This is a genomic window from Hansschlegelia quercus (genome assembly GCF_004310425.1).
GTDB classification, from domain to species: domain Bacteria; phylum Pseudomonadota; class Alphaproteobacteria; order Rhizobiales; family Methylopilaceae; genus Methylopila; species Methylopila quercus.
In genome coordinates this window covers 1-21,961 of record NZ_SIUB01000012.1, presented here as the reverse complement: position 1 = coordinate 21,961, position 21,961 = coordinate 1, and the positions used below count along the sequence as shown (strand labels likewise).

The window sequence follows — 21,961 nt, the reverse complement described above, 5'->3', positions numbered from 1 at the left end:
CTCACTGCGGCTGCTTCGCCTTCTCGTCGCCGGGCAGGACGTAGTCCACCCCTTCCCACGGCGACAGGAAATCGAAGTTGCGGAATTCCTGGTTGAGCCGGACCGGCTCGTAGACCACGCGCTTGACCTCGTCGTCCCAGCGAACCTCGACAAAACCCGTGGTCGGGAAGTCTTTGCGAAGCGGGTGGCCTTCGAAGCCGTAATCCGTCAACAAGCGGCGCAGGTCGGGATGGCCCGTGAACAGGATCCCGTAGAGGTCATAGGCCTCGCGCTCGAACCAGAGCGCGCCCGGGAAGACCGGCGTGATGGAGGCAACCGGCGTCTCGTCATCGGTCTCGAGCTTCAGCCGGATGCGCGCGTTCTTATAGGGCGAGAGCAGGTGGTACACGACGTCGAAGCGCTTCGCGCGCGCCGGCCAGTCGACGCCGCACACGTCGATGAAAGACACGAAACGACATTCCGGATCGTCGCGCAGAAAGGTCACGACCTCGACGACGTCGCCGGCCTCGCAGCGCAGCGTGAGTTCGCCGAGCGCGACGGCGGCGGCGCCGATCTTCGACCCAAGTCCCGCCGCGATATGGGCAGCGAGTTTCTGGAGACCCTCGGTCGGTTCGGGGCGGACGTCGTGCTGCGAAACGTTCGAGCTGGTCATGCTCTCACCGCTCGATCGTGCCGGTGCGGCGGATCTTCTTCTGCAGCAGCAGGATGCCGTAGAGCAACGCCTCCGCCGTCGGAGGACAGCCCGGCACATAGATGTCGACCGGCACCACGCGGTCGCAACCGCGCACGACGGCGTAGGAGTAATGATAATAGCCGCCGCCGTTGGCGCAGGAGCCCATCGAGATGACGTAACGCGGCTCCGGCATCTGGTCGTAGACCTTGCGGAGTGCGGGAGCCATCTTGTTGGTCAGCGTGCCGGCCACGATCATGACGTCGGACTGCCGCGGGCTCGCGCGCGGCGCGAAGCCGAATCGCTCCACGTCGTAGCGCGGCATCGAGGCCTGCATCATCTCGACCGCGCAGCAGGCGAGGCCGAACGTCATCCACATCAGCGAGCCGGTGCGCGCCCACGTAATGAGGTCTTCGGCGGAGGTGACGAGGAAGCCCTTGTCGGCGAGTTCGGCGCTGACTTCGCCGAAGAACTGGTCGTCATGACCGATAGGCCGGCCGGACGGATCGACGAGACCCTTCGGCTGAGGCGCGACCATCGTCTGCGGGCGGACGTCGCTCAATCCCATTCCAGCGCTCCTTTCCGCCACTCGTAGACGAAGCCGACCGTCAGCACGCCGAGGAACGCCATCATCGACCAGAAGCCGAACAGGCCGACATGCTTGAAGGCCACGGCCCAGGGAAACAGGAAGGCGACCTCGAGGTCGAAGATGATGAACAGGATGGCGACCAGATAGAAGCGGACGTCGAACTTCATCCGTGCGTCGTCGAAGGCGTTGAACCCGCACTCGTAAGCCGAAAGCTTCTCCGGATCGGGGTTCTGGTAGGCCAGCAGAAACGGCGACACGAGCAGCGCAGCTCCAATCGCGAGCGCCACGGCGAGGAAGATTACGAGCGGGAGGTAATCTGCGAGCAGATCCGTCATCGCGTCGGCAGTCTCCGATCGTCGCGCAGACATTTCAGAACCGCCTTGCGGCGTCGCGGCGCTGCGACGAGGCGCCGCTACGGGACGCTTAGACCCCTGAGACTAAAGGTGCAAGGCGCGCCGAAGCGGAAACGGAAGAATTCCAGACTGCGGTTCGCAAGCAGTTCTGGCCAGGCTCTTTCCCTTGATTACGCAGGGGTTCGGCGGCTGGTTTACGTGGCGAGGAAAGCCGCGACCGGGTTTCGGTTTGCTCTTTCCTGCCCGGCTTCGATCCGCGGCGTCCGCGCCGCAGTCGATCACGGACGCGAGAGCGCTAGATCTCCTCACGACCACGTCATCGAGGAGAACAGGTCATGCTTTGGACGCTCGCCGCTATTCTGCTTATCGCCTGGGTGCTCGGCTTCGTGGTGTTCCACGTTGCAAGCGGCCTGATCCATCTGCTGCTGATCGTCGCCGTGATCGTCGTGGTGCTGCGACTCGTACGAGGCCGCCCAGCCGTCTGACTGCTGTGAGGCGCATCTGAAAAGGACCGGCGCCGCTGAGCGCCGGTCCTTTTTCGTCGAAGCGTCCTTGCCGCGTTCAGTTCGCGGAGCCGGGCTCCGCCATGCTGCGATGCGCCTTTGCGAGCAAGGGCGCCGGCGTGACGTTGGCCAGCGCGGACTGGAGCTTGTTCTTCCATCCGGCGACGACGTCACCCTCGCCGTTCATCATCGCCTTGAAGCCGACCTCAGCGACCATCGCAGGATCGTCCTTTTTCTGGACGCCAACCTTGGTGTCCATCAAGTCGCCGCGCTCAAAGAACTCGGTGTCGGTCGGTCCGGGCATCAGGCAGGAGACGGTGATGGCGGTGTCCTTCAGCTCGTCGCGCAGCGCGAACGAGAAGCTGTTCAGAAAGGACTTGGTGCCGTTGTAGACTGCCTGGAACGAGCCAGGCATGAAGCCGGCGATCGAACCAGTGATCAGGATCCGGCCCTGGTTGCGCGTCCTCATTGCATTGCCGACGCGGTGGATGAGGTAGATCGTGCCGGTCACATTGGTGTCGACCACCTTGCGCGCCTGGTCGAAGTCCTGGTCGAGGAAGCCTTTGCCGAGGCCCCTCCCCGCATTCGCCAGCAGGGCGTCGACGGGACGATCGCCGATCGCGGCGATGAGCTCATCATTACCGTCGGTGGTCGAGAGGTCTGCTTGGACCGTCTTCACTTCAGCGCCCGACTGACGCAGCGTGGCGGCGGCGGACTCCAGTTGGTCGTCGTCGGAGGCGATGATGAGGTCGAAGCCGTTTGCGACGCATTGCTTGGCGAGTTCGAGGCCGATGCCGACGGAAGCGCCGGTGACGACTGCGAGCGGACGTTGGGAAGCCATTGCGATCTCCTGTCGAGTTTGGTTGGCGCGAGCCTCGCTTAGTCGGCGGACCCTGGCTTCGCGCCCTTGCCATGGATTGCGGCCAGCACCGGCGAAGGAGTGACGTTCGCGACGGCCGCGATGATCTTGTTTTTCCAGCCTGAGACGACGTCGCCGTCGCCGTTCATCATCGCCTTGAAGCCGATGGCGGCGACGGTGACCGGATCGTCCTTCTTGATCGTCTGGGCCTTCGTGCCCTGCAGGCCGGCGCGGTCAAAAATCTCCGTCTCGGTCGCGCCGGGCATCAGGCACGTGACGGTGACGCCGGCGTCTGTCAGCTCCTCGCGCAAAGCGAACGAGAAGCTGTTCAGGAACGCCTTCGTCGCGTTGTAGATCGCGTGATACGAGCCCGGCACGAAGCCGCCGATCGAGCCGGTGATCAGGACCCGACCCGAGCCGCGGGCGCGCATCCTGTTCCCGATCTGATGGACCAGCCGAAGCGTGCCGACGACGTTGGTGTCGACGACCTTCCGCGCTGCGTTGAAATCCTGGTCGAGGAAGCCTTCGGCGAGTCCGATGCCAGCGTTGGCCAGCAGCGCGTCGACCTGCCGGTCGCCGACTGCGGCTATGAGCCTGTCGACGCCTTCTAACGTCGAAAGATCCGCATCCAGAGCGACGACGTTGGCCCCGCGCTCCCGAAAGAAGCCGGCGGCGGCTTCGATCTTGCCGTCATCGGAGGCGACGACGAGGTCGAACCCGCCATCGACGCACTGCTTGGCGAGCTCGAGACCGATGCCCGAAGACGCGCCCGTCACCACCGCGAGCGGGCGGACGCTTCCTCCGGATGTCATGGCCGCATCACCACCTTGATGCAGCCGTCGTGCTTGTCGCGGAACGTCTTGTAGAGCTCGGGCCCTTCCTCGAGCGTCGCGCGATGGGTGATGACGAAGGACGGGTCGATCTCGCCCTTCTCGATCCGCTCCAGCAGCGTCGGCAGATAATGCTGAACCGGCGTCTGAGCCATCCGGAACGTCAGCCCGCGATTGATCGCGGAGCCCATCGGGACCTTGTCGAGGAAGCCGCCATAGACGCCCACGATCGAGACCGTCCCGAAATTGCGGCAGCAGTGGATCGCCTGCCGCAGCACATGCGGCCGGTCGGTGCCCATGAACAGGGCGACCTTCACCCGGTCGAGCACACTGTCGGCGCTCGCCGTCGTGTCGGGCTCCGTGCCGACCGCGTCGATGCAGGCGTCCGCGCCACGACCATGCGTGAGCTGCATGATCCGGTCGTAAATGTCCTCCTCATGGAAATCGAGCGTCAGCGCGCCAGCGGCCTGCGCAAGGGCCAGTCGCTCCGGCACCGTGTCGATCGCGATGACGCGCTCGGCGCCAAGCAGGAAGGCCGAGCGGATCGCCATCTGGCCGACCGGTCCGCAACCCCAGATCGCGATCGTGTCGCCTTGCTGGATGTTGCAGAAATCTGCGGCCATGTAGCCGGTGGGGAAAATGTCCGAGAGGAAGAGGACCTGCTCATCGCTGAGATGGTCGGGCACCTTGATCGGTCCGACGTCGGCGAATGGCACGCGGAGATATTCCGCCTGGCCGCCGGCGTAGCCGCCGAGCAGATGCGAGTAGCCGAAGAGGCCTGCAGGCGACGAGCCCCACAACTTCGACGCCATGTCCTTGTTCGGGTTCGAGCGCTCGCAGCCGGAGAAAAAGCCGCGCTTGCAGAAGAAGCATTCGCCGCAGGAGATGGTGAAGGGAACGACGACCCGGTCGCCGACCTTGAGGTTCTTGGTCGCCGCGCCGACCTCGACGACCTCACCCATGGTCTCGTGACCAAGGACGTCGCCGCTCTTCATGCTCGGGATCACGCCATCATAGAGGTGGAGGTCCGAGCCGCAGATCGCGCAGGCCGTGACCTTGATGATCGCGTCGGTCGCGTCAACGATGGTGGGATCAGGAACGCTCTCGCAGCGGATGTCGCCCTTGCCGTGCCATGTCAGCGCTTTCATGGATCGTCTCCCTTGGCGTTTTCACAGAAGAAGCAGTCAAGCTTCCCCTTCGTTCCGCAGGAACTGCGTGAAACCGGCTCGTCCTTGAGAACGCCACGCGAGGTGTCCCTGGGGGTTGCGCCGCTATAAAATCGCCGTGCCGATTTACGAGGATTGCGGTCAAAGGGATGAGCGGTCCGGAGAATAATTTCGGCGCTTCGGTGCCGGCCTGGCGGGCGCGGCGACTGCGTGCGTATCTCATGGCACAGTCAGCCTCCGGGGCGGCGGCGGAAGCGGCCGGCGATCCTCGGGCGGTTCCAAGCGAGTTGGCGCACCGGGCCGAAATGCGGCGTTGGCTGAACGGCTGGGACCGCGCGAGCGGCGCCGACGCTCCCGCCGCGCCGAAGCCGCCGAGCGCCCGGCAGCTTGCCAGCATCACGCGTTGGGAGGCCGGGACCGGCCGATTGCCTTTGGCGGAAGGCGCGCTGCGCCGGGATATTCTGGAGGCCGTCGCCGACGCGATGCTATCGGTCCAGCCCCTCGCGTTCGGCGCGATCGCCGCCGCCCATCGCGAAACCGTCAAACGCTGCCGTGAAGCGGGTCTGCCGGCGCCTAGGGCTTCGCGCTATCGACGATGGCTCAAGCTCACCGGACGCGTCGGCGCCCGAACTCAACCCTAGTCCCCTGACCCTGGCAGCATCGACGCGAGCGCTTGGCGGGCGGTCTGCTTGAGGACGCGGCCGGCGTTCGGGTCGCGCGGCCAGGACGTCATGAACGCGCGGATCTGCTTCAACGTGAGATGCGGCGGCATCGGCGGCGTATCCGGATCCGTGCGCACTTCCAGCACCACTGGCCGGTCGGCTTTCAAAGCAGCATCCCAGGCGGCGCCGAGCTCCTCGGGGTCGTCGACATAGAGGCCTTTCAACCCGATGAGCTCGGCGAAGCGGTGATAGGGCACGTCCGGCAGGACCTGGGTCGCCTCGAATTTCGGATCGCCCTCCATCACCCGCTGCTCCCAAGTGACTTGGTTGAGGTCCTGGTTGTTGAGCACCATCACGACGAAGTTCGGCGTCGCCCAATCCCGCCAATATTTCTGGACGGTGATGAGCTCCGCCATGTTGTTCATCTGCATCGCGCCGTCACCGACCATCGCGATCACCGGCCGCTCGGGATAGGCGAATTTGGCGGCAATCGCGTAAGGCACGGCAGCCCCCATCGAGGCGAGGCCGCCTGACAGCGACGCCATCATGCCGCGGCGGATCTTGAGGTCGCGAGCGTACCAGTTGGCGCAAGACCCGCTGTCGGAGGTCAGGACCGCGCCGTCCGGCAGGCGCGGGCTGAGCTCCCAGAACACGCGCTGCGGGTTGACCGGATCAGCCGGCGCCAGCGCGCGTTTCTCAAGCGTCTTCCATGACTGCGTGACGCTCTCCTCGACCGTTTCGCGCCAGGAGCGATCCTGCTTGCGCGCGATCAAAGGGATCAGCGCCCGTAGCGTCTCGACTGCGTCGCCGACCAGGGGAACCTCCACCGGGTAGCGTAGCGACAGCATGCCGGGCTCGAGGTCTATCTGCACGGCGCGGGCCTTGCCGGGCTCGGGCAAGAACTCTGAATAGGGAAATCCGGTGCCGACCATCAGCAGCGTGTCGCAACCTTCCATGAGGCCCGCGCTCGCGGACGTTCCCAGCAGGCCGATCGAGCCGGTGACGTAAGGCAGGTCGTCCGGCAGCGCCGCCTTACCGAGCAGCGCCTTGGCGACGCCGGCGCCGAGCAGGTCGGCGATCTCGATCACCTCGTCGGCGGCGTGCATCGCGCCGGCGCCGACGAGGATCGCCACCTTCTCCCCGGCGTTCAGCACGTCGGCGGCGCGGCGGAGGTCATGATCGAAGGGAACCACCTTCGGCCGAGAATAACCGACCCCTGACTGCACCGCCCCATGGGCGCGCGGCGGCTCCTCGTAAGCCGCTTCCTGCAGATCGTTCGGGAAGATCAGCGCGGTCACGCGTCGTTCGCCGATCGCGATCCGGCAGGCGCGGTCGATCAGATGGCGCACCTGGCCCGGAACCATCGCCTGCTCGCAGAACGCGCCGGCGACGTCCTTGAACATCGACTTGAGGTCGAGCTCCTGCTGGTAGTGCGCGCCGATCGCGGTGCGCGCCTGCTGGCCCGATATCGCCAGCACCGGCATGTGATCGAGCCGGGCGTCGTAAAGGCCGGTGATGAGGTGCGACGCGCCGGGGCCCGAAGTGGCGAGACAGACGCCGAGTTCGCCCGTGAACTTGGCGTGAGCAGAGGCCATGAAGGCCGCCATCTCCTCGTGGCGGACCTGCACGAACTCGATGTCGCCGTCTCGTCTGTTGAGCGCGCCGAGCAGGCCGTTGATGCCGTCGCCGGGATAGCCGAAGACCCGCGTCACCCCCCAGGCCTTGAGCCTCTGCCAGAAGTAGTCGCCGACTGTGATGGCCATGACGCCAGTCTCCTATGTCGGGGGGTCGCCGGGTGTCCTCAAGCAACATCGAAGCGCGTGCGCCGGTTCCTTTTAGGGAGCGGCCGCCGCTGCGACCATCGAGCACGGCGGCGCGTCGTTTCTGACCGATCGCAGGGGGTTCGATTGATTTTCCTCACCTTTCCTCAATGAGCCACCAGCCAAACAAGCGCATCAACGGCCGCCGAGGCGCGGCTCGCGCGGGGAGATATGGTTGAAGGTCTATGAGCGCCACGAAAGAACGATCAGGCGCCGGGTCGACAGAGCGACCCTGATGGTCTCGAGGCAGCTCAAGCTGATCGCTCAACTGAAGCGGGAAGGCTTGCCGACCTTCCACGCCGAGCGATACATGGAAGACATCCACGCGAGCTTGGATGCGCTGAACACATCGCTCGCGGAAACGGAGACGACGTTGATCTAGTCGGGAGCCGTCGCGCGTCGCCCTCGCCGGCCCACGATCCCGCGGGGTTCCCCGATGCCTGAAGGTGCGCCAGTCACGATCGTGCCGAACGGCGTTACATCGAACGGACGAAGCTGCAGTCGTGAGAAAGGAAGTCTCAGCCGACCCGACCGGAGGCTGGGCTTCAGAGGGCTATGCCCCGCTCACAGAACTTCTTGGAGGGAGTGACAGAACTCCTACCAGCGGCCTCCGGCGTGGCGGGCCGAAGGCGTCAACTCGCCAAAGCCCTATGCCCTTCCGCGGCGGCCCGTTCTAGAAGATCGGCTTCGTACAGAGTTTCGCCTTCAAGCGTCGCGATCTCGATGGCGGATTGTTTTGGCTGATCCTGATGATCACGGATGATCTGCACGGCCTCTGTCGCCGTCTCCGTGACGACGACGACACTTCCGTCGCTTGGACCCCAGGCAATTCGGTATGGCATCTCGCTACCTCTCCGGCGCAGGTAGCCGTATCATGGTTAATAGATGGTAAACCTACGATGAACGGCGCCGTGTCTTGGCGCAGCATGAGGTTAGGTCGCGCATGTCAGGAGATTGAGCACGAGCGTCATTCCGCTGCGACGACTGACGGCCGCCCTCGGCTTCGATAAGCGGCGTTAAGGTACGACTGCATGTCCTTTGGCGGCAGCGGGCGGCTGAAAAAGAAGCCTTGGACTTGCTGACAGCCCTCCTGACGTACGAGTTCCAGCTGTTCGGCCGTCTCGACCCCTTCAGCGACGATCCCCATACCCAGCCTTTCGCCGATGCCGACGACGGCGCGGACGATCGCGGCAGCGTCTGGATCGGCGATGTCCTTGATGAACGCGCGGTCCAGCTTGATCTTGTCGAAGGGAAATCTGCGAAGGTAGCTCAGGCTCGAGTAACCTGTGCCGAAGTCGTCTAGAGCAACCGCCACGCCTCGCTGACGGAGGCGATGCAGGCTCTCCAAAATAGCCTCCCCATCATCCAACAGTACGCTTTCGGTCACCTCTAGCTTCAGACGCTGAGGCGGAAGGCCGCTCAACGTCAATGCCTCGAGGACCGCCGCTTCAACCCCGCCCCGCCTCAGTTGAACGCCGGAGACATTCACCGCGACCTTCACTCCCTCGGGCCAGTTCCGAGCCTCTCGACAAGCCTCACGGAGAGCCCACGTGCCGAGCGGGACGATCAGGCCTGTCTCTTCCGCCAGCGGGATGAACTCAGCCGGAGACACCTCGCCTCTCGTCGGGTGCGACCAACGCATCAGGGCTTCGCAGGACACCACCAAACCGGTCTTCAAATCGATGACGGGCTGGTAGACGAGGCGGTAGTCGCCCCGGCGTACGGCCTCCTTCATATCCAGGCCAAGCTGACTACGCGCGGCTATCCGCGCCCCGGTATCGGCGTTGTACGAGCGGTACGCGCCTCGACCAGCCGCTTTCGCCTCGTAGAGGGCCATGTCCGCCCGTTTGAAGACCTCGTCGACATCATCAGCCTGGTTGGTCGAGATGGTGATCCCCACGCTGAGACCGACCTCGACCATATGGCCGTCGATATGGACGGGCTCGCTGACAGCTGCGATCAGCCGCTCTGCGAAACCAGCCGCGCTTTCGTATTCGTTCAGGTAACCCAACACGACGACGAACTCGTCGCCTCCCAGGCGCGCCAGCGTGTCGTAGGGTCTAAGGACGGCGCTCATTCGGTCGGCGACTATGCGAAGAAGAGTATCCCCGGCCATATGCCCAAAGCTGTCGTTCACAGCCTTGAACCTGTCGACGTCGCAGGCCAGGACCGCGACCCCATCCGCGGATCGCGCGGCATGAGCCAACGCATTGCGGAGCCGATCGCGAAACAACGTCCGGTTGGGCAATTCGGTCAGAGGATCGTGAAGCGCCATGTGGCGGATTTTTTCCTCGGCGTTTCGTCGGTCGGTCACGTCCCGAAGCGCAGCCACATAGCCCACGAACGCGTCGCTCTTTGGATCGCGCGCCAGCCGGACGGACGCCTCGACCCAAACGTAATGGCCCGCCTTGTGCCGGTGGCGCACGACCTCGACCACTCGGGCGCCCTTGCCGTTGAAGACCCTCGACCAGAGTTCCTGGAACAGAGGAATGTCCTCCGGATGCGCCAGATCCTGCGGCCGGGTCCCGATGATTTCTTCGGGCTCGTATCCCAGCACCGTGCGAACGGAAGGCGAGACATACAGACGCTGCATATTGAGGTCGCCGAGGACGATGACGTCGTTGGCGTTCTCGGCGATGAGGCGCAGCTGTTTTTCGCTTTCCTGAACGCCCTTCTCGGCGGCGCGCTGCTCGCTGACGTCCGTGAACGTCAGGACACGCCCGCCATCTGGTAGAGGCGTGTTGCGAACGTCGAGGTCGGGCCCCCCGGCGCGCGTCCAAGTCATTCTGGGCCGAAGCGCCTTAAGACGATCCGCGGCGGAGCTTGCGCCTTCCTCTCGTGCAAGATCTTCGGGAGCGCCCCGTTCGACAAGGGCTCGATGAAGCTCTTCGTAGGGCGTTCCAAGCCGCAGCAGCTCGTCCGGGAGATCGAGCAGAATCTGAGCGCGGCGATTCGATATGCGCACCACGTTCTCGTGGTCGAGCATGACGAGGCCCTGGTCCATGTGATCGAGCGTCAGCCGCAACGTATCCTCGGCAAGGGAACGCCGAGCCACTTCCGCCTGCAGGTCCTCGTACGCGGAAAGCGCCTTTTTCTGAGCGCGCTCGGCTTCGCTCCCGGCGAGGCGCACCCGTAGCGCCGACTCGACGAACACCGCGATGTCTAGAAGCGAGCGTCTCTCCTCGGCGCCGAAGCTTTTACGCGGCGAGGTGTCCGCGATGCACATGGTCGCCCGGTTCGGCTCATCGCCGAGGGCAATCGGAACCCCGGCGTAAAACCGGAGGAATGGTTCGCCCCAAACGAGAGGGCTCGACGAAAACCGCGGATCGACTTGGGTATCGAGCACGACGAGAGGCTCGTGCGGGGAGTTCAGCGATGTCAGGGAGCAGAACGCAATATCTCGGGGGGTGGAGGAGAGCTCGAGGCCCTTCCTTCCGATAAACCACTGACACTCCGCTTCGAGCTGAGAAACGAACGCAAAGGGTACGTTGAAAAGCTCGGCCGCAAGGCGGCAGACGGCGTCCAGCGACCTCCGCTGGTCGTCATCCGGAACGGGCGAGCGTGCGTTCATCTCGGAGAAATCGGACGACATTCCCACAAGCCCGCTTGCAACTCTCCCCTGCGTATAATGAGCGTTACAAGTTAAAATAGCGTCTCCACGGTGCTTCAACTGCTGCAAAATGAACGCTTGGGGCGCATTCCAGCGTTGCTCGCGCGCTGCTTCTCGGAGCGACTTACGACTCCGCGTCTCCTTCTTTCCGCATGCGAAACAGTAGCAGATCGCGAGACGCCCGTAGTCTGACCAGTTCCTCCTCCATCACGAGAAGCTTTTGGTCGGTTGCTCCCGACGCCTTCCCGAGCCGGCTGAGCAAGGCCTGATGGAGCGCCAGCTCCATCACCCGCGTAGCCGCAAGCCGGATGTCTCTTCGAAGCTCCTCCAGCGCGGCTTCAGTTTCATCGCTCATGGCCATCGAACGGGGAAACGCTCCCGCCGTTCCCTCCCGGCCTCATCGCACAGAGTCGGATCTCACGACGCCCATCCTCTAGCTCTTGTTGGTCGTCCGCCTACGAAATGCCCGCAGAACCGCGAGGTCTTCCTCATGGTGACCAGCTCGCAGCTGTTCCTCTAAGCGCAGACGCTTGGAACGATCATAAGCGCGGAGGCTTATTCCCTTGCGTCTCGCGCCCCGCAAAGCGCGAGGCTAGTCGACTAAGGCGGTTTTCGTTGCGCGAGCCAGCCGCGCCTACTCTCAGGAGGGTCCCATGAATTCAATTATCTATCTCGTAGGTTTGGTGGTCGTCGTTCTCTTCATCCTGTCGCTTTTGGGGCTCCGCTGATGAACGAGGGCACGCCGGCAACATCCAGCGAGGCTGGGTACGTCGACTGGGGCGCGATTTTCGCGGGAGCAGTCGTGGCGGCGGGCGTATCGCTCGTTTTCACGACCTTCGCGAGCGCCCTTGGACTGGGATCGGTCTCCGTCGGAAAAGACGGCGGGATTAGCACCTTCGGACTGATAATCACGGCGCTCTTCGTCGCCATCTCCATTGTCGCTGTTTACATGCTGGGCGGCTACGTGGCCGGCCGCATGCGGCGCGGCGTCGCCGACGCCACTCGTGACGAAACCACAGCACGGGACGGGCTCCATGGCCTCGTCGTTTGGGGTCTCGGCATGCTCGTCGCGGGAAGCTTTGCTGCGTCCCTTATCGGCGGCACTGCGCGGACGGTAGGAAGCGCCGCCCAGACGGCGGTCCAGGCGACTGGCTCGGCGGCAGGTGGTCTTGCTCAGGGGGCCGGGCAACTTCTCGGAGGCGCTGTCAGCGGCGTTGGACAAGCCGTTGGAGGCGCAGCAAGCGCCGCGCCTTCGCTCAAAGACATGCTTCCCGCGGGAGCGCAGGGAAATCCGGTGGACTATCTGGTCGATCAGATGGCGCGGCCGAATGGCCAAAATCCCGGCCAGCCACAGGATCCCGCTGCGGCGCAAAAGCAAATCGCCACGATCCTTACGAACGTGGTCAGCACCGGCAATATTTCTGACTCAGATCGCGTGTTTCTTCGCGATCAGGTGGTGGCGCGAACTGGTTTGAGCGCGGAGGAAGCCGATGCGCGCGTGAAGGAGGCCGTGGACAAGTCGCAAGCGATCCGCGCCGAGGCTCAGAAGAAGGTCGACGACGCCAAAGCGGAAGCCGAGCGCCTGAAGGTCGAAGCTCAGAAGCGTTTTGACGACGCCAAAGCTCAGGCCGAGGAAGCAGCCGAGAAGGCCAGAGTGGCAAGTATCCTGACGGCGTTCCTGCTCGCCGCCTCGGCTCTCATCGCTGCTGCGGCGGCGTTTATCGGAGCGGTCTGGGGCGGACGTCATCGCAACGAAGGCCGGATCTGGCGGGGCCTTACCTACCACAGGTAACGCCGCCGACCTGGCTGACCGCCGCTCCCGCCATCGCGACAGGAGCGGCGGCATCCCGTGCAACGATGTGGCTTCTGGACCTCGTTTATTAAGACAGCCACCGTTGGCTCGATCTTGTAAAGCAAGGTCGGCCTCACCGATCGCTTGAGAACCCGCTCGGCTGAGGGATCTGTGGCTATGGACGATGAGGGAAGAGCCGTCATACACGACGGCCATTTTGCAATTGGGCGCGATTCGGCATCGGAGGCTTGCATCACCAGCCATCGACTAGCTGAATCGGCACAGACCGTCCGTGCTCGACCTTTGCGACCGGCCGCTTAGTCACCCGGCGTTATGAAGACTGTTTGTCTGAGCCGAAAACTGCGGCGAGTCGTCGGTCGCCCGCAGTCTGCCGAGCAGATCGTGGAGGCTGGAGGGAAGCTTGTGAGCGCCCTCAGCCGGCATGACATCCCGCAGCGCTCTGCCAAGTTCTTCGACAATCAGCGTCTGTCTCTCATCCATTGTCGCCCACCTTCCCATTGGGCCAACGGCTGACCGGCAGGGCAGTTCCTAGAATTTCCAAAAAGGGTTTAAGGATCCGTACAGCACACGCGCGCACTGCCTGATCAATGGAGCCGGAATTGTGAGCTTGGGGCATTAGGCTCGCTTCTTGCCGCACGGATCAGAAGGTCACGGCGAACAAAACGCTGGCTGCGACGTTCGAGAGCAATCAGCCCTTCCGAACCGCGCACAGCTCGCTGCGCACGCGGCGAGTCACGGAGACCTCATGTTTGTTGAAGCCAAAGACGGAACGAACCTGCACGTGAAGGACGCCGGGACCGGCAAACCCGTAGTCCTCATCCACGGCTGGCCGCTGACTGGCGACATGTTCGAGTACCAGACCCTGGCCCTGCTCGAAGCCGGCTATCGCGTGATCACCTACGATCGTCGAGGCTTCGGCCAATCCGGTCATCCTGCCGGCAGCTACGATTACGACACCTTCGCCGACGATCTCGCCGCCGTGCTGGACAAGCTGAACCTTACCCAGGCGAACCTGGTCGGCTTCTCGATGGGGGGCGGCGAAATCGCGCGCTACCTCACCCGGTACGGCGCCTCCCGGGTTGCCAAGGCGGTGCTTGTCGGCTCCGTGGTTCCCTATGTCCTCAAGGACGGCTCCAATCCGGACGGTGTCGACGAAAGCGTTTTCGAGGAAATCCGAGCAAACATCCGGAAGGACCGCTTTGACTTCCTTCAGACGTTCGGCAAGCAGTTCTATGGCGTGGGTCTCATCTCGCAGCCGGTAAGCCAAGCGCTGCTGGACTGGACGTTCACTCTCGCGCTCATGGCGAGCCCAAAGGCGACCATCGACTGCGTCGACGCTTTCAGCCGGACGGACTTCCGGGGAGATCTAGCATCCTTCACAGTCCCGACTCTCATCATCCACGGGACCTCCGACAAAACGATCCCGATCGATGCGACGGGGCGCGCAGCCGCTCGCGGGATCGCAGGCGCACAGCTCATCGAGTATGACGGCGAGCCCCACGGTCTCTTCGCCACCGCGCCTGATCGACTGAACAGAGACCTCATGGCGTTCATCGGCTGATCAACGCCGAACGGCTCGACGCGGCTTCCGCTTAAAACCGCGTCGAGCATTGTTTCTTAAGGTTTCGGCGTCTGAAAGCGTTCTGCGTCTGTCGATGAGAACGAATCGGGCCTAGGCCGTTTTGTTCTCAGATACCGGTCTGCCGGTCAGCTTATGCCGGCCCTCAATAGGTAGCGATGCGCTACGAGCGCCATGGGCATTTTCACTGCTTAGCGATTGCGGACGTTTCGTGCTGATCGACGGCGCCAACTCTCTGTTTTTGCATGGAGCCGGTGGTCACAGCATCTCCTAACGCTAGTTCGGCACGTACCAATCAGAGCCAGGAAGGCCGAATCATGAGTATCTTCGAGACAATCAAGAACGCCATCTTCGGATCGGAAGCGAAGGCGAGTGAGGCTCAGACTTCACCTGCAACGCCTGCACCGACAATCTCGCCATCGGCCGACCGGACCGCTGCTCCGACCACGTCTCCCTCCGCCAGCCCAGCCGCCACCTCGAGCGCGTCTCCGCAATCTTCCTCCAGCGAGGTCGATGTCGCTGCGGTGCTCGACGGAGCTGTCGCCAAAAGCGGTCAGAAGCTCGATTGGCGCCACTCGATCGTCGACCTCATGAAGGCGCTCGGCCTCGACAGCAGTCTCTCCAAGCGGCACGAGCTCGCTGAGGAACTCGGATACTCCGGCGACAAGTCCGACAGCGCCGCCTTGAACGTATGGCTCCACAAGCAGGTCATCGCGAAACTCAAGGCGAATGGCGGCAAGGTGCCCGCCGACCTCGCATAGGCTCCCTAGGCCCCGGTTTTGCGTTGAGGCGGGCCGATGCTCGCCTCAACGCTCTGAAGCGGTCATCGAGCCCCGGAGGGTTCAACGCCCCCGCCACATGGAGCGAGAGCGACCAAAACCGCGCTGACGGCCTTTGTCTGCGATCGCGTTGCTGTTAGGCGGTAGTTTCAACTGTTGGAAGACCGACAGCTTCACTTTCGGAAGTGAGCGTCTGCGCGATCTCTTCTTGCGTCACCGAGGCCTCCGGAAAGGCCTTGTGAAGCTCGGTCGCCGCCGATTGCACGTCCAGCGGGCCTTTTGAGCCCACGACCACGTCGGCGATCTCAACTGCAAGGGACAGTTTGCTCATCGTCTTCCTCCGGAAGGCAGGTGACGCAACTCGCTTATGCCGAATTCAACCGACAGACGCTGGTCTTAGTTCCTAAGGCAGATGCCTTGGAGCTTGGTCTCTCTCTGCGCAAAGCGCATCGCGATCCATAAATCCTAGGACGCGACGTCGATGACGCGGCTATCGCGTCCGTAGAGGCTACTTCGTCCACCCATGGGCTTTGGCGGTCGCCGCCACCTTCGCCTGCAGCTCAGGCGCAAGGCGCGCCATCCATTGCGAGATGCCGTTCACCTGAGCCTGCGCCAGCTGGGGTTGGGCCTTTAAGAGCGCCCGGCCGGCCGGCGTATCGTAGAAGGCCGAGATCGCATGGAGATCGGCCGGGTTAAGCGCCTGGGCGAACGACTGCGCCGTAATTGCCAACAGCTCGTCGTAGTGATCGCTCATCAGCGGAAGCACGACTTCCCGCACGACGGCGTTCGCCTTCTCGCGGTCAGGCACGCCGGCTTGCTGAACGTAACCGACCATGGGGTCCGCCATGGATGCGAACAACGCAGTCCTATCGCCCTGCATCTTCGCGACAACCGCTTTTGCAGCCTCCAAAGCGGCTGGATCCGCTGGTTGCTGAGCGTATGCCGCGGGCGCGACGAGCAGGCTTAAGGCCGTTACGACAAAGCCAAGACGCATGCCAGGCAACTCCATCCATACAGTGAAGTGCCCTGTTCGAGACCTTCACGCCCGCTGATTATCGGCGATCTGCCAGGCGCGGAAAACCGCCGAGGCGAGAAGTTCGGGCGCCTGCGCGGGCGCTAAGCTTCTGCCATCGCATAATCACGGCAGTGCTGAAGATAGGCGACCTCATGCGAGCCGGAGAGCTCGACCACGCTTCGCCAGAGCCACAGCGGAGCATCGAGGTCGCTCTTTCGCTGCGCCGCCAACGCACCCCGCCAGGCCTTTCGGTCTTCCGAGGCCATCTGCCGAGCATGGGCCCGACCGACGACCCATGCGAGATACCGAGCGGAGCGGAGCGCTTCCGACCGGCTGAATTGCTCAACCTCCAGCTTCAGATCTTGAGGATGGAGTTCTCGAATGAAGATGGAGCGTCCATCAAGCGTTGTCGCCGCCATCCGCTCACCGAGGTGTGGCGACAATGCGCGAGCGCCCGCAACGACCCTCTCAGCATCATCGGTCGGCATGGAAGCCCTGTCGGTCGACGGCGCCGCCGGCTCGGCCGCCTCTTTTATGTCGATGAGGGCGAAGCGCTCTCGCTTGCCCTTGCGCCGCACGCCGATGATTGCGGCATATCGCAGAAGGCCAAGGGAGCTGCAGCCCTTCATCCAGTAAGCGGCGTCGACAAGTCGCGCCTTGAACTCATTGGTCGGCAGCGACAGGACCGTCCGCGCTATGACGGGGTTCGCAAGCGCTTCCGCCAATTTCTGGCGTTCGTCTTCTCCTAGCTCCCAGAACTTCTTCCCGATCGGGATTCGCGGATCGGCGCCTTCGAGACGCTCGCGGGCAAGGTGGTGCCAACGCCGGCCGAGCGCTCGACGACGCACTGTCCTGACGACGTCAGGTTCCGGTCCGGCTTCTTCAATCTCCGCCGCTGGATCGAGCAGCGCGGCTTCGTAGCCTTCGACGACCTGCTCCATCATCTGCGCGGTAACGACGCCCGGCAGATCCGACCCCCGGGTGGCGCTCGCGAGCGACAGACCGAGGCGGATGATGTCGAGCGCGGGGTTCCCGATCACCGTTTGGTCGAGGTCGCGGATCTGGATCTCCAGCCCGCCCTTGCCGTCGGCGAGAGGGCCCAGATTGCCGAGATGGCAATCACCGCAGATCCAGACTGAGGGGCCTTCCGGCACCTCAGCAGCCAAGGGAGAAGCGGCCAACCACTCATAGAATTTGAGGGTGTTTCCTCGGACATAAGCATGTGCGGACCGCGCCATTTTGAACCTGCGTGCCTGCTCCAGCAGGCGGCTACGTTCGGCGGTAGAAGGCATAGGCTGTTACTCAATCACAGGAGCGTGATCAGACAGCGTTGGGACGGCAATGTTAGTTCCGGAGGAGGTCGAATAGTTCAAGGGCACAGCTTCTTAGCTGTCTTCCACACCATCGGGGGCATGGCCAAGCCTTCTAGTCCCCGGAGATCAAGCGTTTTGCCGGCGTCGCTGATGAGGCGTCGAAGAGTGCGCTCGCGGCCCTCCTCTACGCCTTGGCGCAAGGCAGACCGGGCAAACGGCGCGACGGGTAAAGAAGAGGGAGACGTATCAACTCGCCGGTCGGCCTGAGGCTTTCGGCTTCTAAGGGTTCTGTCCAACCCCTAGAGAATCTTGGCGGGAGTGACGGGACTCGAACCCGCGGCCTCCGGCGTGACAGGCCGGCGCTCTAACCGACTGAGCTACACCCCCAATCGGGCTGGCCCGACGAAGTTCGGGGTTGGTACGGGAGCCGGCGGGGGCTGTCAAGCGCGCCGGCCAGCCTCGGCCGGGGAAGATCGCCGCGTTGCATAAAGACGTCACGCCGCGCCTCCCGCGGCGCGCCGGGCTGTGGATCAGCAAGAGCCAAGAGCCTGGATTTTCAGAGACTCTGGTGGGCGGTGACGGGCTCGAACCGCCGACCCTCTCGGTGTAAACGAGATGCTCTACCAACTGAGCTAACCGCCCGGGAGCGCGGACTCGATCGAGACCGCTGAAGTTCAGGGAGCGCCATCGGCGCTCCCCTGCCGGCCCGGGGCTATCACCCGGGCGGGCCGGCGCGGCCCAGCGGCCCTATCCTTAGGGCGAACGCCGGGCTTGTCGCGTCAGACGTTGACGGCGTCCTTGAGGGCCTGGCCGGCCTTGAACTTCGGCGTCTTGGACGCCGGGATCTTGATGGTTTCGCCCGTGCGCAGGTTGCGGCCGACGCCGGCGGCGCGCTTCACGACCGCGAAGGTGCCGAAGCCGACAAGACGGACTTCCTCGCCCTTCTTCAGCGCCGAGATCACCGCGTCGAAGGTGGCGTCGACGGCCTTGGCTGCGTCGAGCTTGGTGAGACCCGACGTCTCCGCGACTTCCGCGATCAGATCGGACTTGTTCATCATTATCTCCATGAGCGCGATCGGACCCGCGTCGCGGCGAGCCCCCTCGAATAAGGGGCGCACCCTTTATCGAAATCGCCGTGCACGCAAGTGCGGTAAACCTAGAAATCTCTCAGTTTTGAGCCTTTTTACGCCTCGGGAGGTAACGCAAGGAGGCCCGGGACGGTGGTCCCGGGCCTCCAAGTCAGGCTATGCCGATTCGATCAGTGCGCGCGGATCGCCGCGCCGTCCTCGTCGATCCCGACCGGGACAGGAGCGGCGACCTGCGGCTCCTCCCACTCGATCGGCTCCGGCGCTCTGGTCAGGGCCTTGGCGAGCACCTCGTCGACCACCCGCACCGGGATGATCTCGAGCTTGTTCTTCACGCTGGCCGGGATGTCCGCCAGATCCTTGGCGTTCTCCTCAGGAATCAGCACCGTCTTGATGCCGCCGCGTAAGGCGGCGAGCAGCTTCTCCTTCAAGCCGCCGATCGGCAGCACGCGGCCGCGCAGCGTGATCTCGCCCGTCATCGCGATGTCCTTGCGGACAGGGATGCCGGTCATGATCGACACGATCGCCGTCGCCATCGCTACGCCGGCCGATGGGCCGTCCTTCGGGGTCGCCCCCTCCGGAACGTGAACGTGGATGTCGCGCCGGTCGAACAAAGGCGGCTCCACGCCGAAGTCGATGGCGCGGGAGCGCACGTAGGACGCAGCGGCGGAGATCGACTCCTTCATCACGTCCTTCAGGTTGCCCGTCACCGTCATGCGACCCTTGCCGGGCATCATGACGCCTTCGATCGTCAGCAGCTCGCCGCCGACCTCGGTCCAAGCGAGCCCGGTGACGACCCCGACTTGGTCCTCGGCCTCTGCCTCGCCGTAGCGATAGCGCGGCACGCCGAGATACTCCTCGACCTTGGCCTCGGTCACCTTCACGCTCTTCTTGCGCTTGGCGAGCATCAGCTCCTTGACCGCCTTGCGCGCCAGATTGGCGAGCTCGCGCTCGAGGTTGCGGACGCCGGCCTCCCGCGTGTAGCGGCGGATGACCTGCAGCAGCGCCGCCGGCTCGACTGAGAACTCCTTGTCGGACAGGCCGTGCTTCTTGATCACCTCGGGCAGCAGGTGCCTGCCAGCGATCTCGAGCTTTTCCTCCTCGGTGTAGCCGGCGATACGGATGATCTCCATCCGGTCCATCAGCGGGCCGGGGATATTCAGAGTGTTCGCGGTCGTCACGAACATCACGCTCGACAGGTCATAGTCGACCTCGAGGTAATGATCGTTGAACGAGGAGTTCTGCTCCGGGTCGAGCACCTCCAGCAGCGCGGACGCGGGGTCGCCCCGGAAGTCCATGCCCATCTTGTCGATCTCGTCGAGCAGGAAGAGCGGATTCGCCTTCTTCGCCTTCTTCATCGATTGGATGACCTTGCCGGGCATCGAGCCGATGTAAGTGCGGCGATGACCGCGGATCTCCGCCTCGTCGCGCACGCCGCCGAGCGACATGCGGACATATTCACGGCCCGTGGCCTTGGCGATCGACTTCGCGAGCGAGGTCTTGCCCACGCCGGGAGGCCCGACGAGGCACAGGATCGGCCCGGTCAGCTTGTTCGCGCGGCTCTGCACGGCGAGGTACTCGACGATCCGCTCCTTCACCTTCTCAAGCCCGAAGTGATCGGATTCGAGCACGCGCTCGGCGGCCGCCAGATCCTTCTTGACCTTGGACTTGACGCCCCACGGGATCGACAGCAGCCAGTCGAGATAGTTGCGCACGACGGTGGCTTCCGCCGACATCGGGCTCATCTGCCTCAGCTTCTTGAACTCGGCGTCGGCCTTTTCGCGGGCTTCCTTCGACAGCTTGGTCTTGGCGATGCGCTCCTCGAGCTCAGCCAGATCGTCGCGGCCGTCATCGTCGCCCAGCTCGCGCTGGATCGCCTTCATCTGCTCGTTGAGGTAGTACTCGCGCTGGGTCTTCTCCATCTGGCGCTTGACGCGCGTGCGGATGCGCTTTTCGACCTGAAGGACCGAGACCTCGCCCTCCATCAGGGCCAGCACCTTCTCCAGGCGCGCCATGACGTCGACGAGCTCGAGGACGCTCTGCTTCTCCGGGATCTTGACCGCGAGATGCGAGGCGACGGTGTCGGCGAGCTTCGAGGCGTCCTCGATCTGCGCGACGGCGCTGACCACCTCGGGCGAAACCTTCTTGTTCAGCTTGACGTAGTTCTCGAAGTCCGACGTGACCGAGCGCGCCAGCGCCTCAACCTCGACGGGCTTCTCGATCACGTCCTCGACGGGCTCGACCTCGGCCTCGAAGAACTCGGTCCTGTCGGTGTAGCCGAGGACGCGGCCGCGCGACTGCCCTTCGACCAGCACCTTCACAGTGCCGTCCGGCAGCTTCAGCAGCTGGAGCACGGTCGCGAGCGTGCCGAGCTCATAGATCGCGTCGGTCGCGGGCTCGTCGTCGGTCGCGTTCTTCTGCGTCGCGAGCAGAATCGGCCGGTCGGCTTTCATGACCTCTTCGAGCGCGCGGATCGACTTCTCGCGGCCGACGAAGAGCGGCACGATCATGTGCGGGAACACCACGATGTCCCGAAGCGGCAGCACGGGATGGACGGCGACCCCGCCCGATTTGCCGGGCGCGCGCGATTTTGCGGTCATGGCGTTCTGTCCTTTCAACGGCCGGCGTCTCGGGAGGAAGACGCTTGGACCGCTTATGCCGGCGCGGCGCTCCCCGCGAGCCTGTCAGAGGCCTCGCGATCGGCCGCCCGAGGGGGGCGCGTCGCCCGCAGCCTTTGAGACTCAAAGAACAGCGGCGACGTTTCGATGGATTAGGTGGCCACGCCCGTGGGGGGTGTCAAGAACGCGAAAGGCGGCGTCGTGTGCGGCGCGGCGAAAGCGGCTGCGCGGATGCGATCAAAGGGAGGCGGCGTGGATGTCCAGCGGACCGGCGCTGTGCGTCAGACGGCGCCCTCGACGTGCCGCGCTTGTTCTGGAATCAGTCGCCGCTGGGGGACGAGGATGAGCCGCAACGCACGTCCCGCTCGTGCCAGCGCCGTCGCGTTTATGGATCTCGGTATGACGGCGGAGCGATGGATATGGATGTGCGACATCCTCCGGCGGCCCGGAAGAAACTCGTCCAGCTCTGATCAAACAGCGAAGTCTGATGGGAAGCGCGGGAGCGCCGGGCCACCGTCAGGGGGTAGTTCAGTTGCCGGTCGCCCGGCGCTCCACGCACGGCATTTTTGCGAACTCCGCAGACGACTCCGGGACCTCGCGGCTTTCCCGGCCCAACCCGTTGAGGCTCGGCCTCGGGCGAAGACTTCGTCCTCCGGCCTTTGGAGCCGGCGTTCGAAACCCTCGCCGCCACACGATC

General features: G+C 64.0%; 20 protein-coding genes and 2 tRNA genes. 6 read left to right on the top strand and 16 right to left on the bottom strand.

Annotation, left to right across the window (positions count from 1 at the left end):
• Window position 1 precedes the first annotated feature (1 nt).
• Genes EYR15_RS16595 through EYR15_RS16585 form a run of 3 tightly spaced genes read right to left on the bottom strand, consistent with a single transcriptional unit; the run spans window position 2 to window position 1,594 of the window.
• Window positions 2-652 carry an NADH-quinone oxidoreductase subunit C gene (locus EYR15_RS16595; protein ID WP_131004696.1) on the bottom strand — a complete coding sequence of 217 codons (651 nt, stop codon included), beginning with the start codon at window positions 650-652 and terminating at the stop codon, window positions 2-4.
• Window positions 653-656: 4 nt separating this feature from the next.
• Window positions 657-1,238, bottom strand: a complete 582-nt coding sequence (locus EYR15_RS16590; protein ID WP_131004695.1) for a NuoB/complex I 20 kDa subunit family protein — start codon at window positions 1,236-1,238, stop codon at window positions 657-659.
• Window positions 1,229-1,594 (bottom strand): NADH-quinone oxidoreductase subunit A, encoded by a 366-nt coding sequence (locus EYR15_RS16585; RefSeq protein ID WP_131004694.1) that lies wholly within the window; start codon window positions 1,592-1,594, stop codon window positions 1,229-1,231. Before EYR15_RS16585 ends, EYR15_RS16590 begins: the two co-directional genes overlap by 10 nt.
• Before the next feature lie 353 nt (window positions 1,595-1,947).
• On the opposite strand from EYR15_RS16585, the gene EYR15_RS16580 reads away from it, so the two are divergent.
• Window positions 1,948-2,097 (top strand): lmo0937 family membrane protein, encoded by a 150-nt coding sequence (locus EYR15_RS16580; protein ID WP_131004693.1) that lies wholly within the window; start codon window positions 1,948-1,950, stop codon window positions 2,095-2,097.
• Between the two features lie 76 nt (window positions 2,098-2,173).
• Here EYR15_RS16580 and EYR15_RS16575 read toward each other — a convergent pair whose 3' ends face one another.
• The 3 genes from EYR15_RS16575 to EYR15_RS16565 are packed head-to-tail and all read right to left on the bottom strand — an operon-like array spanning window position 2,174 to window position 4,952.
• On the bottom strand, window positions 2,174-2,956 hold the full coding sequence (locus EYR15_RS16575; RefSeq protein ID WP_131004692.1) for an SDR family NAD(P)-dependent oxidoreductase: 783 nt from the start codon (window positions 2,954-2,956) through the stop codon (window positions 2,174-2,176).
• Between the two features lie 38 nt (window positions 2,957-2,994).
• A complete protein-coding gene (locus tag EYR15_RS16570) occupies window positions 2,995-3,786 on the bottom strand; it encodes an SDR family NAD(P)-dependent oxidoreductase (protein ID WP_131004691.1) in 792 nt (263 codons plus the stop codon).
• Window positions 3,783-4,952 (bottom strand): zinc-dependent alcohol dehydrogenase, encoded by a 1,170-nt coding sequence (locus tag EYR15_RS16565; RefSeq protein ID WP_131004690.1) that lies wholly within the window; start codon window positions 4,950-4,952, stop codon window positions 3,783-3,785. Before EYR15_RS16565 ends, EYR15_RS16570 begins: the two co-directional genes overlap by 4 nt.
• Before the next feature lie 167 nt (window positions 4,953-5,119).
• Between EYR15_RS16565 and EYR15_RS16560 the strand changes: the two genes are divergently transcribed.
• Entirely contained in the window at window positions 5,120-5,611 is a 492-nt protein-coding gene (locus EYR15_RS16560) for a hypothetical protein (RefSeq protein ID WP_131004689.1), read from the top strand.
• Here EYR15_RS16560 and EYR15_RS16555 read toward each other — a convergent pair.
• Window positions 5,608-7,395 (bottom strand): thiamine pyrophosphate-requiring protein, encoded by a 1,788-nt coding sequence (locus EYR15_RS16555; RefSeq protein ID WP_131004688.1) that lies wholly within the window; start codon window positions 7,393-7,395, stop codon window positions 5,608-5,610. The genes EYR15_RS16560 and EYR15_RS16555 overlap by 4 nt on opposite strands.
• Window positions 7,396-7,687: 292 nt before the next feature.
• Here EYR15_RS16555 and EYR15_RS17040 point away from each other — a divergent pair, with 292 nt between their 5' ends.
• Complete coding sequence (locus EYR15_RS17040) at window positions 7,688-7,834, top strand: hypothetical protein (RefSeq protein WP_165455535.1); 147 nt, start codon at window positions 7,688-7,690, stop codon at window positions 7,832-7,834.
• Between the two features lie 250 nt (window positions 7,835-8,084).
• Here the strand turns inward: EYR15_RS17040 and EYR15_RS17035 are convergent, their stop codons facing one another.
• Window positions 8,085-8,222, bottom strand: coding sequence for a hypothetical protein (locus tag EYR15_RS17035; RefSeq protein ID WP_165455534.1), 138 nt, complete (start codon window positions 8,220-8,222; stop codon window positions 8,085-8,087).
• Window positions 8,223-8,419: 197 nt separating this feature from the next.
• Window positions 8,420-11,044, bottom strand: coding sequence for a sensor domain-containing phosphodiesterase (locus EYR15_RS16550; RefSeq protein ID WP_131004687.1), 2,625 nt, complete (start codon window positions 11,042-11,044; stop codon window positions 8,420-8,422).
• 745 nt (window positions 11,045-11,789) lie between these two features.
• On the opposite strand from EYR15_RS16550, the gene EYR15_RS16545 reads away from it, so the two are divergent.
• From EYR15_RS16545 to EYR15_RS16535, 3 genes are all read left to right on the top strand, one after another.
• On the top strand, window positions 11,790-12,854 hold the full coding sequence (locus EYR15_RS16545) for an ATP synthase subunit B family protein (RefSeq protein WP_131004686.1): 1,065 nt from the start codon (window positions 11,790-11,792) through the stop codon (window positions 12,852-12,854).
• 766 nt (window positions 12,855-13,620) lie between these two features.
• The gene (locus EYR15_RS16540; protein WP_131004685.1) at window positions 13,621-14,436 is read left to right on the top strand and encodes an alpha/beta fold hydrolase; all 816 of its coding nucleotides are present in this window, start codon (window positions 13,621-13,623) and stop codon (window positions 14,434-14,436) included.
• 335 nt (window positions 14,437-14,771) lie between these two features.
• Window positions 14,772-15,215: a DUF3597 domain-containing protein gene (locus EYR15_RS16535; protein WP_131004684.1), complete on the top strand. Its 444-nt coding sequence runs from the start codon at window positions 14,772-14,774 to the stop codon at window positions 15,213-15,215.
• 154 nt (window positions 15,216-15,369) lie between these two features.
• Here the strand turns inward: EYR15_RS16535 and EYR15_RS16530 are convergent, their stop codons facing one another.
• The 7 genes from EYR15_RS16530 to lon form a co-directional block, all read right to left on the bottom strand.
• On the bottom strand, window positions 15,370-15,564 hold the full coding sequence (locus tag EYR15_RS16530; protein ID WP_131004683.1) for a hypothetical protein: 195 nt from the start codon (window positions 15,562-15,564) through the stop codon (window positions 15,370-15,372).
• 177 nt (window positions 15,565-15,741) lie between these two features.
• Entirely contained in the window at window positions 15,742-16,068 is a 327-nt protein-coding gene (locus tag EYR15_RS16525) for a DUF2059 domain-containing protein (protein ID WP_245498373.1), read from the bottom strand.
• A 281-nt stretch (window positions 16,069-16,349) separates the two neighbouring features.
• Window positions 16,350-17,540 (bottom strand): DUF2252 family protein, encoded by a 1,191-nt coding sequence (locus EYR15_RS16520; protein ID WP_131004682.1) that lies wholly within the window; start codon window positions 17,538-17,540, stop codon window positions 16,350-16,352.
• A gap of 331 nt (window positions 17,541-17,871) precedes the next feature.
• Window positions 17,872-17,948 (bottom strand) — tRNA-Asp (locus tag EYR15_RS16515).
• A gap of 179 nt (window positions 17,949-18,127) precedes the next feature.
• A tRNA-Val gene (locus EYR15_RS16510) sits at window positions 18,128-18,203 on the bottom strand.
• A 137-nt stretch (window positions 18,204-18,340) separates the two neighbouring features.
• A complete protein-coding gene (locus EYR15_RS16505) occupies window positions 18,341-18,616 on the bottom strand; it encodes an HU family DNA-binding protein (RefSeq protein WP_131004681.1) in 276 nt (91 codons plus the stop codon).
• 203 nt (window positions 18,617-18,819) lie between these two features.
• Window positions 18,820-21,246, bottom strand: coding sequence for an endopeptidase La (gene lon / locus EYR15_RS16500; RefSeq protein ID WP_131004680.1), 2,427 nt, complete (start codon window positions 21,244-21,246; stop codon window positions 18,820-18,822).
• Window positions 21,247-21,961: the final 715 nt, after the last annotated feature.

Bases quoted from the DNA above. Each gene is read 5' to 3' on its own strand.
- EYR15_RS16565 (WP_131004690.1), bottom strand. From the start codon at position 4,952: ATGAAAGCGCTGACATGGCACGGCAAGGGCGACATCCGCTGCGAGAGC.
- EYR15_RS16560 (WP_131004689.1), top strand. From the start codon at position 5,120: ATGAGCGGTCCGGAGAATAATTTCGGCGCTTCGGTGCCGGCCTGGCGG.
- EYR15_RS16535 (WP_131004684.1), top strand. From the start codon at position 14,772: ATGAGTATCTTCGAGACAATCAAGAACGCCATCTTCGGATCGGAAGCG.
- EYR15_RS16570 (WP_131004691.1), bottom strand. From the start codon at position 3,786: ATGACATCCGGAGGAAGCGTCCGCCCGCTCGCGGTGGTGACGGGCGCG.
- EYR15_RS16530 (WP_131004683.1), bottom strand. From the start codon at position 15,564: ATGAGCAAACTGTCCCTTGCAGTTGAGATCGCCGACGTGGTCGTGGGC.
- EYR15_RS16595 (WP_131004696.1), bottom strand. From the start codon at position 652: ATGACCAGCTCGAACGTTTCGCAGCACGACGTCCGCCCCGAACCGACC.
- EYR15_RS16575 (WP_131004692.1), bottom strand. From the start codon at position 2,956: ATGGCTTCCCAACGTCCGCTCGCAGTCGTCACCGGCGCTTCCGTCGGC.
- EYR15_RS16525 (WP_245498373.1), bottom strand. From the start codon at position 16,068: ATGGTCGGTTACGTTCAGCAAGCCGGCGTGCCTGACCGCGAGAAGGCG.
- EYR15_RS16505 (WP_131004681.1), bottom strand. From the start codon at position 18,616: ATGAACAAGTCCGATCTGATCGCGGAAGTCGCGGAGACGTCGGGTCTC.
- EYR15_RS16550 (WP_131004687.1), bottom strand. From the start codon at position 11,044: ATGTCGTCCGATTTCTCCGAGATGAACGCACGCTCGCCCGTTCCGGAT.
- EYR15_RS16580 (WP_131004693.1), top strand. From the start codon at position 1,948: ATGCTTTGGACGCTCGCCGCTATTCTGCTTATCGCCTGGGTGCTCGGC.
- EYR15_RS16555 (WP_131004688.1), bottom strand. From the start codon at position 7,395: ATGGCCATCACAGTCGGCGACTACTTCTGGCAGAGGCTCAAGGCCTGG.
- lon (WP_131004680.1), bottom strand. From the start codon at position 21,246: ATGACCGCAAAATCGCGCGCGCCCGGCAAATCGGGCGGGGTCGCCGTC.
- EYR15_RS16540 (WP_131004685.1), top strand. From the start codon at position 13,621: ATGTTTGTTGAAGCCAAAGACGGAACGAACCTGCACGTGAAGGACGCC.
- EYR15_RS16585 (WP_131004694.1), bottom strand. From the start codon at position 1,594: ATGACGGATCTGCTCGCAGATTACCTCCCGCTCGTAATCTTCCTCGCC.
- EYR15_RS16520 (WP_131004682.1), bottom strand. From the start codon at position 17,540: ATGCCTTCTACCGCCGAACGTAGCCGCCTGCTGGAGCAGGCACGCAGG.
- EYR15_RS17040 (WP_165455535.1), top strand. From the start codon at position 7,688: ATGGTCTCGAGGCAGCTCAAGCTGATCGCTCAACTGAAGCGGGAAGGC.
- EYR15_RS16590 (WP_131004695.1), bottom strand. From the start codon at position 1,238: ATGGGATTGAGCGACGTCCGCCCGCAGACGATGGTCGCGCCTCAGCCG.
- EYR15_RS16545 (WP_131004686.1), top strand. From the start codon at position 11,790: ATGAACGAGGGCACGCCGGCAACATCCAGCGAGGCTGGGTACGTCGAC.